We start from the raw sequence: 16877 nt of genomic DNA, 5'->3' as shown, positions 1-16877 counted from the left end.
ATGTGTATTTCTTATGGTTGTCATGACGATGGTGTTTAATTCGAGTGTCACTCAGAATGAAATAGGTGTCTAACGAGCGTTTTTCAACAGGTAATCATTCAAGTATCGCTTTTTAAGTGTGAGTAAATAGTGTCTTCTAATAATCTTAAGCACATACGCAATTTTTCGATAATTGCCCATATAGACCACGGAAAATCGACGTTAGCCGACCGCTTCATTCAGACTTGTGAAGGTCTGAGTGAGCGCGAAATGTCTGCTCAGGTTCTTGACTCGATGGATATTGAGCGTGAACGTGGTATTACCATCAAGGCGCAAAGTGTCACGCTCGATTATCGTGCGAAAGATGGGCAAGTGTATCAGTTGAACTTTATCGACACCCCGGGACACGTTGACTTTTCTTATGAAGTGTCTCGCTCCCTTGCAGCCTGTGAAGGGGCGTTGTTGGTGGTTGATGCCGCTCAAGGTGTAGAAGCACAGTCTGTTGCAAACTGTTATACCGCTATCGAGCAAGGCCTCGAAGTGATGCCTGTGTTGAATAAAATCGACTTGCCACAAGCAGAGCCTGAGCGTGTAAGCGCTGAGATTGAAGAGATCATCGGTATAGATGCGATGAATGCTGTAACCTGCTCTGCAAAAACAGGCATGGGCGTGGATGATGTTCTAGAGCGTCTGATTGCGACGATTCCACCGCCAGTAGGTGATGTTGATGCGCCGCTGCAAGCGCTTATTATTGATTCTTGGTTTGATAACTACTTAGGTGTTGTGTCCCTTGTTCGTATCAAACAAGGTACTCTGCGTAAGAAAGACAAGATTTATATTAAATCTACCAAGCAGTCTCATCCAGTTGATATGGCCGGTATCTTTACGCCAAAACGCAAAGAGACTGGCGTGCTAAAAGCGGGTGAAGTAGGTTTTGTTGTGGCGGGTATTAAAGACATTCATGGGGCACCAGTGGGTGACACTATTACCCATGCTTCGACACCAGATGTTGCTCAGTTAGCGGGGTTCAAAAAAGTCAAACCTCAGGTTTACGCCGGAGTGTTCCCTGTTAGCTCTGATGATTATGAGGATTTCCGTGTCGCCCTCGATAAGCTGACATTGAATGATGCTTCTTTGTTTTTTGAACCAGAAAGTTCGGATGCATTGGGTTTTGGTTTCCGCTGTGGCTTTTTGGGTATGCTGCACATGGAAATCATTCAAGAGCGTTTAGAGCGTGAATACGATCTGGACTTAATCACGACGGCACCAACGGTTGTGTATGAAATCGAATTAAATAATGGTGAGGTGATCAGCGTCGACAGTCCGTCAAAAATGCCTGATCCCGGTACGATTAGAGAAATGCGCGAGCCAATTGTGGAAGCCAACATTTTAGTGCCACAGGAATATTTGGGTAACGTTATTACTTTGTGCGTGGAAAAGCGCGGTATCCAAAAAGACATGCTCTATGTTGGTCGCCAAGTGCAGTTGCGTTATGAACTGCCAATGAACGAAGTAGTAATGGATTTCTTTGATAAGCTCAAATCTTGTAGCCGCGGTTTTGCGTCGTTAGATTACAGTTTCTCTCACTTTAGCGCGGCCCCTTTATGCCGATTAGATATCTTGATCAACGGCGAGCGTGTCGATGCTTTGGCGCTGATCATGCACAAGGATAACGTACAGTATAAAGGTCGTGCTTTGTGTGAAAAAATGAAAGATTTGATTCCGCGTCAGATGTTTGACGTGGCGATTCAAGGCGCGGTGGGTGCAAAAATCATTTCACGTACGACAGTGAAAGCGTTACGTAAAAACGTAATTGCCAAATGTTATGGTGGTGATGTGAGCCGTAAGAAGAAATTGTTGCAGAAGCAAAAAGAAGGTAAGAAGCGTATGAAGCAGGTAGGTAACGTTGAGGTGCCACAATCTGCTTTCCTTGCGGTTTTGCAGCTAGACAGCTAGAGCCAGAAAAACAACAGGCGTGCTCAGCACGCCCTGATGGAGAAATGAAGTATGGGTTTTGATTTCGAATTGATACTGGCCATTGCGTTTTTAGTGACGGGTGTCTTCTGGGTGTATGATCGTATTGTGTATTTTCCCAAGCGCAAAGCTGTGTTGGTAAATATGCCAACAGAGACACGCAAGGCTCTTAGTAAAGATGCCCAGCAGCGATTGGCGCAAACACCTAAGTTTGTGGTGGAGGTGAAGTCTTATTTCGTTATCATTGCGGTGATCTTTGGTCTGCGATCTTTTGTTGTTGAGCCCTTTCAGATTCCGTCTGGATCTATGTTGCCAACATTAAAGATAGGCGATTTTATTCTGGTGAATAAGTTCGACTATGGCCTTCGTTTGCCTGTTTTGAATACGACCATTATTCCGACTACAGAACCAAAACGTGGTGATGTGGTTGTATTTAAATACCCACTTGATCCAAGTCTAAACTATATTAAACGTTTGGTCGGTTTACCCGGTGATCAAATCAGCTATCATAATAAGACATTGATGGTTAATGGTGAGCCCGTTAGCAAAGAATTTTTGGCCAAGTTGCCTGTGTCATTGAACCCAAATCAAGAGCCAGTAGATGTATTTTCTGAGCACTTGGGTGAGGCGCAACACGAGATTTATAATAGTTACCGATTTACCCCACATGAAGGCGAATGGACTGTACCAGCAGGGCATTATTTTGTGATGGGTGACAACAGAGACAATAGTGCTGACAGTCGATTTTGGGGATTTGTCCCAGATGAAAATATGAAAGGTCGTGCTTTTTATGTATGGCTGCATTGGGACGAATTTTTTAGTATCCCAAGTTTTAAAAATAACGGTTTGATTGAATAAGTATTTTTTGGAGAAATTTTGAGTTCATCGTATCAGAAGCTGAGTCAGCGCATAGGGTATTTTTTTGCTGACCTTGGACTGCTTGAACTGGCGCTAACGCACCGTAGTTTTGGTGGGAAAAATAATGAGCGCCTTGAGTTCTTGGGTGACTCTATCCTTAATTATGTGATTGCGGAAGATCTTTTTCACCGTTTCCCAAAGGCGAAAGAAGGCGAATTGAGTCGTCTGCGGGCGTCGCTAGTAAAGGGTGATACTCTAGCGGAACTGGCAAGAGAGTTTGAGCTGGGGGATTATCTGAAACTGGGGGCTGGAGAGTTAAAAAGCGGCGGTTTTAGGCGAGATTCTATTTTAGCCGATACGGTTGAGGGTATCATTGGCGGTATGTACTTGGATGCGGGAATGGAAGTTTGTCGCCAGCATATTTTAGCCTGGTACAAAGAGCGCTTAGATGCGACATCCTTAAAAGTGGTCACTAAGGATGCAAAGACGCGACTTCAAGAGTATCTTCAAGCCAGAAAACATGCGTTACCTCAGTACGATGTTGTGAATATTGTAGGCGAGCCTCATGATCAAACTTTTTATGTGCATTGTCACATTGAGCTTTGTGAAAGTGCCATAGAAGGCAAGGGAAATAGTCGTCGAATTGCAGAGCAAAATGCAGCTGCAAAAGCCTTAAAAAAATTGGAAAAGAAAGATGTCTGACGTTGAAGTGACACACTGTGGTTATATTGCCATTGTTGGCCGCCCAAATGTGGGTAAGTCGACGTTGCTTAATCATATATTAGGCCAAAAATTATCCATAACGTCGCGTAAGCCGCAAACCACCCGAGATCAAATTCTTGGTGTAAAAACAGAAGGCCATGTTCAGGCTATTTATGTGGATACACCCGGTTTGCATCTGGGAGAGGCCAAAGCCATTAACCGTATCATGAATAAAACCGCAGCGGCGGCATTAAAAGATGTCGACGTGGTGCTGTTTGTTATCGATGCGGATCGTTGGACAGAAGAAGATGAGGCGGTGTTACAAAAAGTGAAACACGCTCGCTGTCCCGTTATTTTGGTGGTGAATAAGGTGGATCAACTTGATCAAAAAGAAGATCTTTTGCCGCGTTTAGCAAACCTAGCAGACCGGATGGATTTTGCGCAAATTGTTCCGATATCCGCCTTGCGTAATAACAATTTAGACCGTTTAGAGCGCTTGGTTGAAAGCTATATGCCTGAGGGGACGCAGTTTTACCCTGAGGATCAAATAACCAATCGCAGTTCACGCTTTTTGGCTGCTGAAATTGTTCGTGAGAAGATCACGCGCCAGCTTGGTCAAGAAGTGCCTTATGAAGTGGCCGTGCAAATTGAAGAATTTGTTTATGAAGAGTCGGCTATTCATATTAGTGCGCTGATTTTGGTGGAGCGAAATGGGCAAAAGCGCATCATTATCGGCGAGCGTGGTGATAAAATTAAGCTAATAGGCAAAGAAGCGCGTATTGATATGGAGAACTTATTTCAACATAAAGTCATGTTGAATCTTTGGATTAAAGTGCGTTCAGGTTGGTCAGATGATGAGCGTGCCTTGGCCAGTTTAGGTTACCAGGAAGAATAATCTCAATGCGCGTTTCTGCGTATGTCATTCATACTCGGCCTTTTCAAGATGGCAAAATTCTGCTTGATGCATTAACGCTTGAGCAAGGTTTGATTCGAGGTGTTTGGCGACTACCAAAAAAAGAGGCTCGGATCATTCCCGGGCCTTTTTTATGCTATGAAATGGAGCTTTCTGGCCGCGGTGACTTAAAAACCGTGAAAAGTTTGGAATCGGTAAAAGCGGCGGCGGTGCTTGAAGGGTTGTCTTTGTACGCGGCTTTTTATGTGCATGAGTTACTTGAAAAGCTTTTGCCTGCCAATTTGCCATTGCCTGAGGTATTTGCATTATATCAATGGCTGATTGATAGCCTGCATTCTGGGGTGGTTATTGCGCCTTTGTTACGGCGCTTTGAGGTGGGGTTATTTTCCGAGCTTGGTGTTGGCGTTAACATGATATCTACAGGTCGTGGTGAGCCGCTTGAAGCGCGTCAGCTTTACCAATTTCACTATAAATTTGGTCTGCGGCCTTATCATGGTGAAATACCAAAACAAACACCTATGTTGTTTGTTGAAGGGCAAGTAGCCCTTGATTATCACGCGGGTAAATGGACGGATAAACAAGTGTTAAGTCTCGCCAAAGAGTTACATCGTAACTGGCTGGATAGTTTATTAAATGGCAAGCCAATCGTCTCGAGGCGCTTATTACCAAAGCAGCCTTTTCAAGGTGATCGGCATCTCGGGGTGCCTATTTTTCGTGCCGTGTGATGGTTTACGTTATTAAAGAGGTGTGAGTTTGATTATCGGAGTTGGAACGGATTTGGTTGAGATAGCGCGAATCGCTCAGTCAATTGAGCGTTTGGGGGAGCGTTTTATTGATCGCATATTAACGGCCGCCGAAAAACAACGCTGGTTAGAAATCCGCAATGTAGACAAAGCCAATGCTTATGTTGCAAAACGCTTTGCAGCGAAAGAAGCGGCCGTTAAGGCGTTGGGAACAGGGATTGGTTCGGGGGTAAGTTTTCAGCACTTTAGTGTTAGTAATTTGCCTTCTGGGCAGCCGATTCTCATGGTTGATGAAAGTATTACGGCGCGCTATGACTTCCCTGTAGCATGGCATTTAAGTCTAACGGATGAGAAAGTGTATGCTCAGGCTTTTGTTGTTCTTGAATCTAACGTGTCGGGTTCACCGATTGAGGCCAAGGAATAAGCTGTCTGTGATTCAGAAGCTCTTCAATGGCTTCAATAAAGTCTTCTGCGACACCGTCAGCGTCTTCTAAACCTAACTCTTTTAAATGGGTTTCTAGAAAGCCAGCATGGCGCGCGATATTAATGGTGCCAGTATATTTAGAGGCGCCATGTATTCTATGTACTACTTCTATGAGTTTTTCAGTATCTTGCTTTTCTAAGTGATGTTGAATCAGCTTTTTTTCCGCGTCTAGCGAGTCCGCTAACATGTCAAACATCTCTTTTGCTATGTCAGCTTTGCCATCAACGACAGCGAGCGCTTTGTCTAAATCAAAAATATTGATGAGTTTGTCATCTACCTGATCTTGAAAGGTTTTTGTATTGTTACGCCACGTTTCAATGGTGGTAAAGAGTAGCTCTTCATCGATAGGCTTGGTTAAATAAGCATTCATACCGCTTGCAAGTATTTGCTGTTGTTCTGATCCTAAGGCGTGTGCTGTCAGTGCAATAATAGGGGTGTTCTTGTAATGCTTTAGTTGACGTAATTGTTGAGTCGTTTCCATGCCATCCATTTCAGGCATTTGAATGTCCATAAATATCAAGTCGAATTTTTCATGTATTGCCATATCTACCGCTTGGCGCCCACTGTAGGCTGTCGATACTTTAACGCCAGCTGGCGTGAGCCAATGATTCAGTAGCTGCAGATTGACTGGAGAATCGTCCACAGCCAATATTTTCAAGTTTTTTAAGTGCTCATGATTGGCTGACGGGAGTGCCTTTTGAGACAATAGCTCGATCGGTGCTTTGTTGATGTGTAGCAGTGCTTGGTATAGCCTGTCTTGGCTAATTGGTTTAAGTAGTATGTCACTGCATAGGCTCTTTAGATCAGGATAGTGCGCTATTTGACCGGGTGGTTGTACCATCATAATACTGGGGATGGCATATTGTTGCGCGCAATAAGCAATCAGCTCCCGCGCTTCTGTCGTGTTTTGGTCATCAGGGGTAACGCTTAATAAGACGGCATCAATGGCATCGTGTTGTTTGTTTAAAGTGGAGATGATCTGCTCTATGTCTGAACAGGCAACATAGTGAACACCAATACTATCTAGGTAGGCCGTTAGGTAGTTTTTATAGGTGGTGCTAGGTTCGAGCAACAGGACGCGTCGATCCAGTTTCTGCTTGTATTGGCTGGTTTTGTTTGATTTTTTGAGTGTTATAGTAAAGCGAAAGGTTGAGCCGATACTTGGGTCACTACTGACTTCAATTTTCCCTTTCATCTGTTCGACCAGTTTTTTAGTGATGACCAGTCCTAAGCCGGTTCCGCCAAATTGTCGTGTTGTGCTGGTGTCTACTTGAGAAAAGGGCTTGAATAGGCGATGTATCTTGTGTTCCGGTATACCTATGCCAGTGTCAATGATTTGGAAGGATAGGGTGATTTCCTGGGATGTTTGCGAAGCGATGGATACTTTTGTGCGTACTGACCCTTGATGGGTGAATTTTATGGCATTGCCGATTAGGTTCGTTAAAATTTGACGAATTCGAGTGCTGTCACCAACAAACCATTCCGGAATATCCGCGCAAAATTCTGGTACTAAATCAATTTGTTTCTCTTTCGTCAGTAAGTTGACACTCAGAATTTGATAAACATCATCGACTAGTGCTTTTAAGTTGAAGTGGTTGTTTTCTAGGTTTAATTTTCCAGCTTCAATTTTCGAGAAGTCCAAAATATCGCCAATAATCGCCAGTAGGCTGTTTGTCGATTGCTCGATAGTGTCGACATAGAGTCGTTGTTGAGGATCGACAATGTCTTTTTGCAGTGTTTTTGTATAACCTAAAATGGCATTTAAAGGCGTGCGAACTTCATGGCTGATGTTGGCAAGAAATTGCGATTTTAAGCGATTTGACTCCATTGCTTCTCGATTGGCGATGTGCAATTGCGCGCTTTTTTCCTCCATACTGTCCATGCTGCGTCGGATGTCTTCGGTCGATTGTTCTATGCCGATAATGAGCTCTTCATGGTGGTGTTCTAACCTTTCAGTCAGATCGAGCAGGTCTTTTTGCAGTTCCGCGTATTCTGGTGGCAGTTTTGTCAATTTTGCGGCTGAGAATTGGCCTTTGACCAGCTTATTTAAGGCCATAGCAAGCTTGTTGATGGGCTGTGTTAAATGCGACGAAAAATGATATGCGCCTAAAATTGTCAGTATGTTTAGTAAGACCAAACTAAAGATGATTAAGCTAGCGTATTGATATTTTGCTATTTTGATCGCCGATTTGTTGGCCTCAATTTTGACCCAGCCAATTAAATTGCGTTGGTTGGTCGGGTTAAAGAGGTCCGTTTGGGCGTTGAATATGCCGTCTAGTGAATTATTGGCATAGTAGATAGCGCTCATGGATTCTAGGTGGTCGTCATATTCGATAATGTGACTTTCTTCTGTGAAAGTCATGTTGTTTTGGGTCGGCGCACTGCCCAGTTCGGCAATGATTTTTTGCTCGCTGTTGAATAACTGTACGCTGTTGATGTCGTGATTGCTGAGGGCATTTTGCAGTATTCGATACATCATATTTTGATCGGAAAAGACAATCGCGTATTCGCTAGTCGTAGCGACTTGTTCTGTAATTTGTTTGGTGCGCTCAAACAACTGGCGATTCAAATCATCAAAACGGGTCGACAGTAAAAAAAGGCTGGTGAGCATTGAGATGACAAATACAGGTGTGAAGAGCGCCCAAAAGAGTTTACGGCCTACGCTAAGTGGTGCCAGATTGGTGAGAAAATGCAATCTCATCGTATTGCTAATCTGCTGAATGAATCAATAGCAGGCCAAATTGCCTTTGTTCTGTCGATCTTTGCATTCTTTTTCATAGTTATCGCATGTCTGTTTTTCACGGCTGGATGGGGCGTGAATGTAGGCACATTCACGCCATTTCTTTCTTAACTCAATGGTATCTAGCCCAGTGAGGTCTTCAGTGGGTTTTTCACAGCTACTGAGTAAAAGTAATAAAAAAAGTAGTGCGAAAACGCGTGTTACGAGCATACTCTTGCCCTAGAATGTCAAATCGAAACTAAGTTTATAACGCTTTCTTATTGTACTGTTTGTCATTAGTGTTCTTAAATAGTTAAGTTTCATTCCCTAAGTCATCAATGTCAATGAAGTTTTTATATGATCCAATATCCTAGTATTGAGTCCTTGATTGGGCAAACACCTTTGGTTCGCTTGCAGCGCATCAATCCAAATCCAAGCAACACGGTGTTGCTAAAATTAGAAGGTCAAAACCCTGCCGGATCAGTAAAAGATCGTCCTGCGTTGAACATGATACTTCAAGCTGAGTTACGTGGAGATATAAAGCCAGGCGATAGTTTAATTGAAGCAACCAGTGGTAACACCGGCATTGCTTTGGCGATGGCGGCTGCGATTAAGGGCTACAAGATGCATTTAATCATGCCAGATAACATGAGCCAGGAGCGTAAATCAGCGATGTCGGCTTATGGGGCAATTTTGCACTTGGTGACAAAAGAGGAAGGTATGGAAAGAGCGCGTGATCTTGCTCAAGAGATGCAGGATCAAGGTGTTGGTATCGTGCTTAATCAGTTTGCTAACCAAGATAACCCTAATGCTCATTATCTGACCACAGGCCCAGAAATTTGGCAGCAGACTCAGGGAACCGTAACGCACTTTGTTAGTTCTATGGGGACAACTGGAACCATTATGGGGGTGTCCCAATATTTAAAAGAGCAAAATAAAGCGATTCAAATTATTGGCCTGCAGCCGCAAGATGGTTCGAGTATCCCTGGTATTCGTCGTTGGCCAAAGGCGTATCTGCCTTCGATTTTTGACGAGACTAGAGTGGATAAAGTGATGGATGTTTCGCAAACTACAGCAGAAGTGACCATGCGACGGTTAGCAAAAGAAGAAGGGATTTTTTGTGGTGTTTCTTCAGGTGGATCGGTGGCGACAGCCTTGGCTTTGTCCGAGCAACTCAATAATGCCGTCATTGTTGCGATTGTTTGTGATCGTGGAGATCGTTATTTGTCGACAGGGGTGTTCGATGGCTAAAAGCCCTTTTATTAATTAAGGGCTTGTTTTCGCGTACAGTTCTAGGGATAGATGCGATAGAATACTTGTGCATTTATCCTATTTGACCAGAAAAAAGTCAGGAACAAGAGAGCTCCCTTTGAGAAAAAGAACCCCCCAGCGTCGCGCCCCTAAACCTCAGTCTATCGGCCCTATACAGACTTTCAACGTTGAGGGCCTAACTCATGAAGCAAAAGGCGTTGCGCGTTTACAAGGAAAAGTCACCTTTATAGAAGGCGCTTTACCTGGAGAGACGGTGACAGCGCAGGTGACCAAAATTGGGCGTCGTTTTGATGAGGCGGTTTTAACTCACATCATCGAGCCGAGTGGCCATCGGGTAGAGCCTGATTGTCAGCATTTTCATGCCTGTGGCGGTTGCAGTTTTCAGCATTTAGCAAGAGAAAAGCAACTTTCAGCAAAAGCTGATTGGTTGCAAGGCCAATTGCGCCATCTTATTACGACTCAGCCTCTTGAATTACTGTCGGATGCTTCTATTGGCTATCGTCGTCGAGCACGTATCGCTATTGACCATAAAAATGGTCAAATGGTGTTGGGGTTTCGTGGTAAAGCGTCAAATGACATAGTCGCCATTGATCGTTGTGTTGTGTTAACGGATAAGCTTCAAGTCATATTTCACTCCTTGAAACAAGCATTGTCAGTCAATACCTTGTCTACGCAACTTGGGCACGTGGAATTGTTGGAAGACACTCAAGGGGTTTCCGTTTTATTTCGCCTAATTTCTCCAGTGTCTACAGAGCTTGAAGCTGTCTGGGAAGACTGGGCAAAAAAAGAAAATACAGCACTGTATTGGCAAGCACCGAAAGCGAGCAGAGCGGACGTTACCACTGATAAAATGCGCTATTATGACCTTAGTAGTGTAAGACTGAAGTATCATCCGCAAGATTTTATTCAAGTCAACGCCAGCATGAATCAAAAAATGGTGTCGCAGGCGTTGGACTGGTTAAAGCCAAGTAAACAGGATGTCATAATGGATTTGTTTTGTGGCGTAGGAAATTTTTCTTTACCTTTGGCTCAGCAGGCACAATCGGTTATTGGGGTCGAGGTTCAGGAGAATATGGTTGAGGCTGCCAAGGAAAACGCACGCCTGAATGGCCTTGATAATGTGTCTTTTTTGGCAGCAGATTTAACTAAGCCCGTAAAAAATGAACTTTTAACGCAACAGATTACCAAAGTATTGTTGGACCCACCTCGTGCGGGTGCGTTTGAGTTTTTAGACAGTTTAATAAAAATCGGACCCATGCAAATATTGTATGTTTCTTGCAATGCTTCTACTTTAGCGAGGGATGCCGAGTATTTAGTTGCAAAAGGATATCGTGTTTTACGTGTTAGTTTGATGGATATGTTTCCGCAAACATCGCATGTAGAAACCATGATGTTATTGCAAAAAAAGAAGTAAATTGAAGGGCGGATAAATGGTAACGGTAAGAAAAGATCATCCTGTATTAGACGATGGCAGTGTTGATATTGATGCCTGGATGGCACAGTTTTCTCATTTGGTTGATGACAGTGCTCGCGTTCCTTTGCGTATGGCCTGTGAATTGGCCCGCCAATCAGAATTAAAAAGTGCCAGACCTTCTTATTGGGGAGCGCAAGCCAGTACTTTTCGTGCTGGATTAGAAATGGTCGAAATTTTGTCTGGTTTTCGGGCGGATCAAGACTCATTGGTTGCTGCTGCTTTGTATCGAGTGGTACGAGAAGATCAATTGCCTATCTCTCGTGTGACCGAGATGTTTGGTCGCAAAGTGTCTTCGATTATTGAAGGTGTAATGCGCATGGGTGAGGTCTCTAAAAATCTCACCGCTGACTCTGCGGCTGAAGTGCTTGGTAGTAGCGAAAACCAGTTGGAATCTTTGCGTAAAATGCTGGTTTCGATTATTGATGATGTGCGTGTTGTGCTGATTAAACTCGCTGAGCGTGCCTGTGCTATTAAAGAAGCCAAACATCAGAATGAAGAGCGTCGTGTCGCTGTGGCGCTTGAAGTACAGAGTGTTTATGCCCCTTTAGCCCATCGTTTAGGAATTGGCCATATCAAATGGGAATTAGAGGATCTCTCTTTCCGCTATCTGTATCCTTCTGATTATAAACGAATCGCGACCTGGCTAGATGAAAAGCGTCTTGATCGTCAGCAGTATATTGATGATGTCATTGCCTTATTGGATGAGCGTTTGAAGGGCATTAATATACACGCCGATTTAATGGGGCGAGCCAAGCATATCTACAGCATTTGGCGCAAAATGAAGAATAAAAACATCGGTTTTGATGAAGTGTATGACGTCAGAGCGGTGCGTATCTTAGTGGATGAACCGATGGAATGTTACGGCGTTCTTGGTATCGTACATAATTTGTGGCGGCCTATTCCCCACGAATTCGATGACTATATTAGTAACCCCAAATCAAACGGTTATCAGTCACTGCATACGGCGGTGATCGGGCCTCAAGGTCGAGCGCTTGAAATCCAGATTCGTACTCACAAAATGCATGAAGATGCCGAGTTGGGTGTGTGTGCGCACTGGAAATATAAGGGAACGGATTTAAGCTCCAATAGCTCCAGTTATGAAGAAAAGCTGCAATGGCTAAGAACCATTCTGGATTTTCATGAAGTACAAGGGGATTTGGAGTCTTTATCTGAACAAGTTCGCAGTGATATTGAGCAAGACCGTATCTACGTTTTTACGCCTGACGGCCATGTCGTTGACTTGCCTATTAATGCTACCCCCGTTGATTTTGCCTATCGAGTACACACAGAAATTGGTCACCGCTGTCGTGGTGCCAAAGTAAATGGCAAAATCATTTCACTGGTGACGCATTTAAAAACGGGTGATAAGGTTGAAATCCTTACAACGAAAGAAGGCGGTCCTAGTCGTGACTGGTTGCACCCGACTTTAGGGTATGTGCAAACCAACCGAGCCAGAGCCAAAATTCAGAACTGGTTTAGAAAAGAAGACAGAGAGAAAAATCTAGACGCGGGTAAGCACCTTCTGGATAAGCAATTAAAGCGTCTTGGTTTTGATGATAACCGCATTGATTTACAGGCGATTTCCTCTCGTTTTAATTTTTCTTACGCAGAGGAAGTGTATGTGGCGCTTGGCGCTGGAGACATCCAATTAGCGCGGGTGTTGCGTGTTATTGATGATTTTTACAGCCTCAATGGTGAAAGTGCACCGGCGCGCCCTATTCGCTTGAAAAAGAGTCGTCACAAATCGTCTGATAACGATATTCATATTTTGGGTGTCGGCAAGCTGCTTACCCAGATGGCGAAATGTTGTACGCCTATTCCAGGTGATGACATTGTTGGTTATATCACCCAAGGCCGAGGCGTATCAGTACATAGACAAGATTGCATTAATATTGTTCAGCTTGGGCTAGATGAGCCGGAAAGGATCATTGATGTGAGTTGGGGGGAAGAGCTAGACAACCAATATCCAGTGAACATTCAAGTTGAGGCTTATGACAGAACAGGATTGTTAAATGACATTACAAGCTTGTTGGCCAATGAAAAAGTCAATTTGTTGTCGATGAATACGTTATCCGCAAAGGAGAATCATACGGCAAACATTCGCTTTACCATTGAGGTGGGCGAGTTAAGTGTATTAAGTAAGTTATTACACCGTATTAATCAGTTACCCAATGTGCTTAATGTGTTCAGAGAGAGAGACTTTTGAGTAAATCAATGCAGCAGTTGCAATATCTAATGCGCTGCCTTCGGGATAAGGCGTTTGGTTGCGCTTGGGATAAAAAGCAAAACTTCAAAAGTGTTGCGCCTTATACCTTAGAGGAAGCCTATGAAGTGCTAGATGCGATTGAGCGTGAGGACTTTGAGGATTTGCAGGAAGAGCTAGGCGACTTACTGTTTCAAATAGTGTTTTATGCGCAAATGGCTGAGGAAGAGCAGCGTTTTTCGTTTGATGATGTGGTGAATGGGATAGTCGAAAAGATGCTGCGCCGTCACCCTCATGTCTTTCCTGATGGTGATATAACACGCTTTGGTGAGCCAACATTGCTGACCGATCAGCAAATTGCTGACCAGTGGCAGCAGATTAAAGCGCAGGAGAAAGGGGGACGTGAAAAAAGTCTCTTGGCGGATGTTCCTACTTCCATGCCCGCGTTAATGCAAGCGGTGAAAATACAACAAAAAGCCGCTAAGGTGGGATTTGACTGGCCAAACGTCGCTCCTGTATTCGATAAGATTCGGGAGGAGCTAGACGAGCTTGAAGAAGCAATGAAACAGCAAAGCCCGTTGCACATAGAAGAAGAAATGGGAGATGTTTTGTTTGCAGTTAGTAATCTGGCTCGCCATTTTAAGGTATCACCCGATGTGGCATTGAATAAGACAAATATAAAATTTCGTCGCCGCTTTGGTCGCATAGAGGCTCTTGTGTCGATGCAAAATAGAAAATTAACAGAGTGTTCTCTCGAGGAATTAGACCGTTATTGGGAGCAGGCCAAACGAGAAGGTTTGTAGCCTGCGAATCTATTTAATGGATAAAAAGAGCGCCTTTAAATTAGCGCTATTGGCAATTTTAGGAGGGTGAAGTGAGTGATCGTCAGGCGTCATTACGTGAAAATGTTAGGTTGCTGGGAGATTGTCTTGGCGAAAGTATGAGCAATCATTTGGGCGAAGGCTTTCTTGAGAAAGTAGAAAACATACGCCAGCTTTCGAAAGATGGCCGTCAATCTGGAGATTCTGCAGCGCTTATTCAGGCCCTCGAAGCTCTAGAGGACAAAGAGATTGTGCCTGTTGCTCGGGCATTTAATCAGTTTTTGAACTTATCCAATATTGCGGAGCAATACCACCGAGTTCACCGTCGTCGTACGAATGAAAGTTTAGGTGTTTATCATAACCCCATAGGTGATTTACTGACCCGCCTTTCCAAGCAAAATTTTACCGCTGAACAAATGATTGCCTCATTGCAATCACAATCTATTGAACTTGTGCTGACCGCTCATCCAACAGAAGTGGTCCGTCGCTCTTTGATTCGAAAATATGACAATATTTCTAGCGAATTGGAAGCCTTAGACAAAGACAATATTTTACCACTCGAAGAAACCAAACACATACGACGCTTGAAGGAAATCATTACACAGGCTTGGCACACGGATGAAATTCGTGAAGAAAGGCCGACACCCGTTGATGAGGCTAAATGGGGCTTCGCTGTGATTGAGCAGTCCTTGTGGCAAGCCGTACCACGCTTCTTTCGTCAACTGGATGAGCAGTTTAGCCAATTTTCCAAAGACGATCGCTTACCGCTGGATTTAGCGCCAATTCGTTTTGCGACTTGGATGGGCGGTGACCGTGATGGCAACCCAAATGTTACCCACAAAGTGACGAAAGAAGTGACGTTGTTGGCCCGTTGGATGGCGGCTGATCTCTACATAAAAGATCTCAACGTGTTGCGTTCTGAGTTTTCTATGACGCAATGTAACGCCGCATTGCGAGAGCGTGTTGGTGACAGTGCGCAACCTTATCGCGAGGTGTTGCGACATTTAGAGAATAAAATGCTGGCGACCAAAAACTGGGCGAAAGCAAGTTTGGATGGAAAGCCGACATCATCTGAAGACATTTTTTTTGATATTCAAGAGCTCATCGATGATTTGGTGTTATGTTACCAATCCTTATTAGATTGCGGTATGAAGGTTATTGCCAATGGCTCTTTGCTGGACCTGATTCGCTGTGCTGCTACATTCGGTGCCACCCTTGTGCGATTAGATGTTCGTCAAGATGCTTCTCGTCATATTGACGCCTTGTCTGCGATCACACGCTTTTATGGGCTAGGTGATTACGCTGAATGGGATGAGGCGTCTCGACAAGCCTTTTTGTTAACCGAGTTAAACTCTAAACGACCTCTCTTACCAATGGAATGGACGCCTACGGCAGAAGTAAAAGAGGTGCTGGATACCTTTAAGATGATTTCGAAAGGGCAGCAAAACTCTTTTGGCTCTTATGTTATTTCCATGGCCAGTGCACCATCAGATGTGTTGGCGGTTGCTCTGATGCTGAAAGAGTCTGGTGTGAGCTTTCCTATGCGCATAGTGCCTTTGTTTGAGACGCTGGCGGATTTGGATAATGCTGAACCGATTATTGAGCAACTGTTTTCGATTCCTTGGTATAAGTCTTATATCAATGGTCATCAAGAAGTGATGATAGGTTACTCAGATTCAGCGAAAGACGCAGGACAGATTGCAGCGACTTGGGGGCAATATCGTGCCCAAGAAGCCTTGACACGTCTTTGCAAGAAACATGGCATTCATCTGACGCTGTTCCATGGTCGCGGCGGCACCGTTGGTCGTGGCGGCGGTCCTGCTCATGTGGCGATTCTTTCTCAGCCACCGGGCTCGGTCAATGGGGCGATTCGCGTTACCGAACAAGGGGAAATGATCCGTTTCAAGTTTGGCATCCCTGATATTGCCGTGCGATCTCTTGAACTGTATTGCTCCGCTGTGATGGAAGCCTCTTTGATACCAGCTTCTCCTCCGAAGGAAGAGTGGCGTGCCATTATGGATGAAATGGCGGAAGTGGGGATGAATCAATATCGTTCAATAATACGTGGGCATGAAGATTTCGTGCCGTATTTTAGGGCCACAACGCCAGAGCAAGAGTTAGCAAAACTGCCATTAGGCTCACGTCCTGCCCGTCGACGTTCTGATGGGGGAGTGGAGAGTCTACGAGCCATTCCTTGGATTTTTGCTTGGATGCAGATTCGTCTAATGTTGCCGGCTTGGTTGGGGGCTGAGAGCGCATTACAACAAGGTGTTGATTCAGGTAATTTGGAAAAATTACGTGAGATGCATAAAAAATGGCCATTCTTTGGTGCGTATTTAGACATGCTGGATATGGTGTTAGCAAAAGCCGAGCCCGAAATAGCGGAATATTATGAAAAGCGACTTGTTAGTGAAGAGCTGCAAGGTTTAGGGCGTTTGTTGCGTGGTAAATTGAAACAAGTGAGCGATCTTGTGAAGTTACTGAAAAAACAAGAGCGCCTTATTGAAGACAATAAAACCATTCGTCAATCTATCGATGTTCGAAATCCTTATATCGACCCATTGCACTATTTACAAGCTGAGCTTTTGTATCGCAGTCGTAAAGACGAAGGTAATGCGGAAGTGAATAAAGCGTTGATGATTACGATGGCGGGTATTGCCAGCGGAATGCAAAACACAGGCTAATCGGATTATACGGTTAGAAAATGCTCACTATGAGTAAGAAAATGATAAAAA

Annotated in this window: 13 protein-coding genes; 11 read left to right on the top strand and 2 right to left on the bottom strand. The window is 44.2% G+C overall.

Translation table 11 applies throughout. From position 1 onward, the window contains the following. The first annotated feature begins 129 nt into the window (after positions 1-129). From lepA to acpS, 6 genes are read left to right on the top strand one after another with little or no spacing between them, the layout of a single operon-like run. Positions 130-1935, top strand: a complete 1806-nt coding sequence (lepA, locus tag DK187_RS14420; protein WP_111608050.1) for a translation elongation factor 4 — start codon at positions 130-132, stop codon at positions 1933-1935. Between the two features lie 51 nt (positions 1936-1986). Continuing rightward, positions 1987-2811, top strand: a complete 825-nt coding sequence (gene lepB, locus DK187_RS14415) for a signal peptidase I (RefSeq protein ID WP_111608049.1) — start codon at positions 1987-1989, stop codon at positions 2809-2811. Between the two features lie 18 nt (positions 2812-2829). Next, a complete protein-coding gene (gene rnc / locus DK187_RS14410) occupies positions 2830-3513 on the top strand; it encodes a ribonuclease III (RefSeq protein WP_111608048.1) in 684 nt (227 codons plus the stop codon). Further along, positions 3506-4408, top strand: coding sequence for a GTPase Era (gene era, locus DK187_RS14405; RefSeq protein ID WP_111608047.1), 903 nt, complete (start codon positions 3506-3508; stop codon positions 4406-4408). Before rnc ends, era begins: the two co-directional genes overlap by 8 nt. A gap of 5 nt (positions 4409-4413) precedes the next feature. Then, entirely contained in the window at positions 4414-5151 is a 738-nt protein-coding gene (gene recO, locus DK187_RS14400; protein WP_111608046.1) for a DNA repair protein RecO, read from the top strand. 28 nt (positions 5152-5179) lie between these two features. After that, a complete protein-coding gene (gene acpS, locus DK187_RS14395) occupies positions 5180-5593 on the top strand; it encodes a holo-ACP synthase (protein ID WP_111608045.1) in 414 nt (137 codons plus the stop codon). Here the strand turns inward: acpS and DK187_RS14390 are convergent. Next, a complete protein-coding gene (locus DK187_RS14390) occupies positions 5556-8354 on the bottom strand; it encodes a response regulator (RefSeq protein WP_111608044.1) in 2799 nt (932 codons plus the stop codon). The two genes, acpS and DK187_RS14390, sit on opposite strands and share 38 nt — an antisense overlap. A 24-nt stretch (positions 8355-8378) precedes the next feature. Next, entirely contained in the window at positions 8379-8603 is a 225-nt protein-coding gene (locus DK187_RS14385; protein WP_111608043.1) for a hypothetical protein, read from the bottom strand. Positions 8604-8729: 126 nt separating this feature from the next. On the opposite strand from DK187_RS14385, the gene cysM reads away from it, so the two are divergent. The 5 genes from cysM (at position 8730) to ppc (ending at position 16826) form a co-directional block, all read left to right on the top strand. Continuing rightward, positions 8730-9623 (top strand): cysteine synthase CysM, encoded by an 894-nt coding sequence (cysM, locus tag DK187_RS14380; RefSeq protein ID WP_111608042.1) that lies wholly within the window; start codon positions 8730-8732, stop codon positions 9621-9623. Positions 9624-9741: 118 nt separating this feature from the next. Beyond that, positions 9742-11058: a 23S rRNA (uracil(1939)-C(5))-methyltransferase RlmD gene (gene rlmD, locus DK187_RS14375; RefSeq protein WP_111608041.1), complete on the top strand. Its 1317-nt coding sequence runs from the start codon at positions 9742-9744 to the stop codon at positions 11056-11058. Positions 11059-11074: 16 nt separating this feature from the next. Then, complete coding sequence (gene relA, locus DK187_RS14370; protein WP_111608040.1) at positions 11075-13324, top strand: GTP diphosphokinase; 2250 nt, start codon at positions 11075-11077, stop codon at positions 13322-13324. Then, entirely contained in the window at positions 13321-14124 is an 804-nt protein-coding gene (gene mazG / locus DK187_RS14365; protein WP_223232313.1) for a nucleoside triphosphate pyrophosphohydrolase, read from the top strand. Before relA ends, mazG begins: the two co-directional genes overlap by 4 nt. A gap of 71 nt (positions 14125-14195) precedes the next feature. After that, the gene (gene ppc, locus DK187_RS14360) at positions 14196-16826 is read left to right on the top strand and encodes a phosphoenolpyruvate carboxylase (RefSeq protein ID WP_111608038.1); all 2631 of its coding nucleotides are present in this window, start codon (positions 14196-14198) and stop codon (positions 16824-16826) included. The last annotated feature ends 51 nt before the right edge of the window (positions 16827-16877 follow it).

This window comes from Marinomonas arctica, from assembly GCF_003259225.1.
GTDB classification, from domain to species: Bacteria; Pseudomonadota; Gammaproteobacteria; order Pseudomonadales; family Marinomonadaceae; genus Marinomonas; species Marinomonas arctica.
This window is presented reverse-complemented; position numbering and strand designations above follow the sequence as displayed.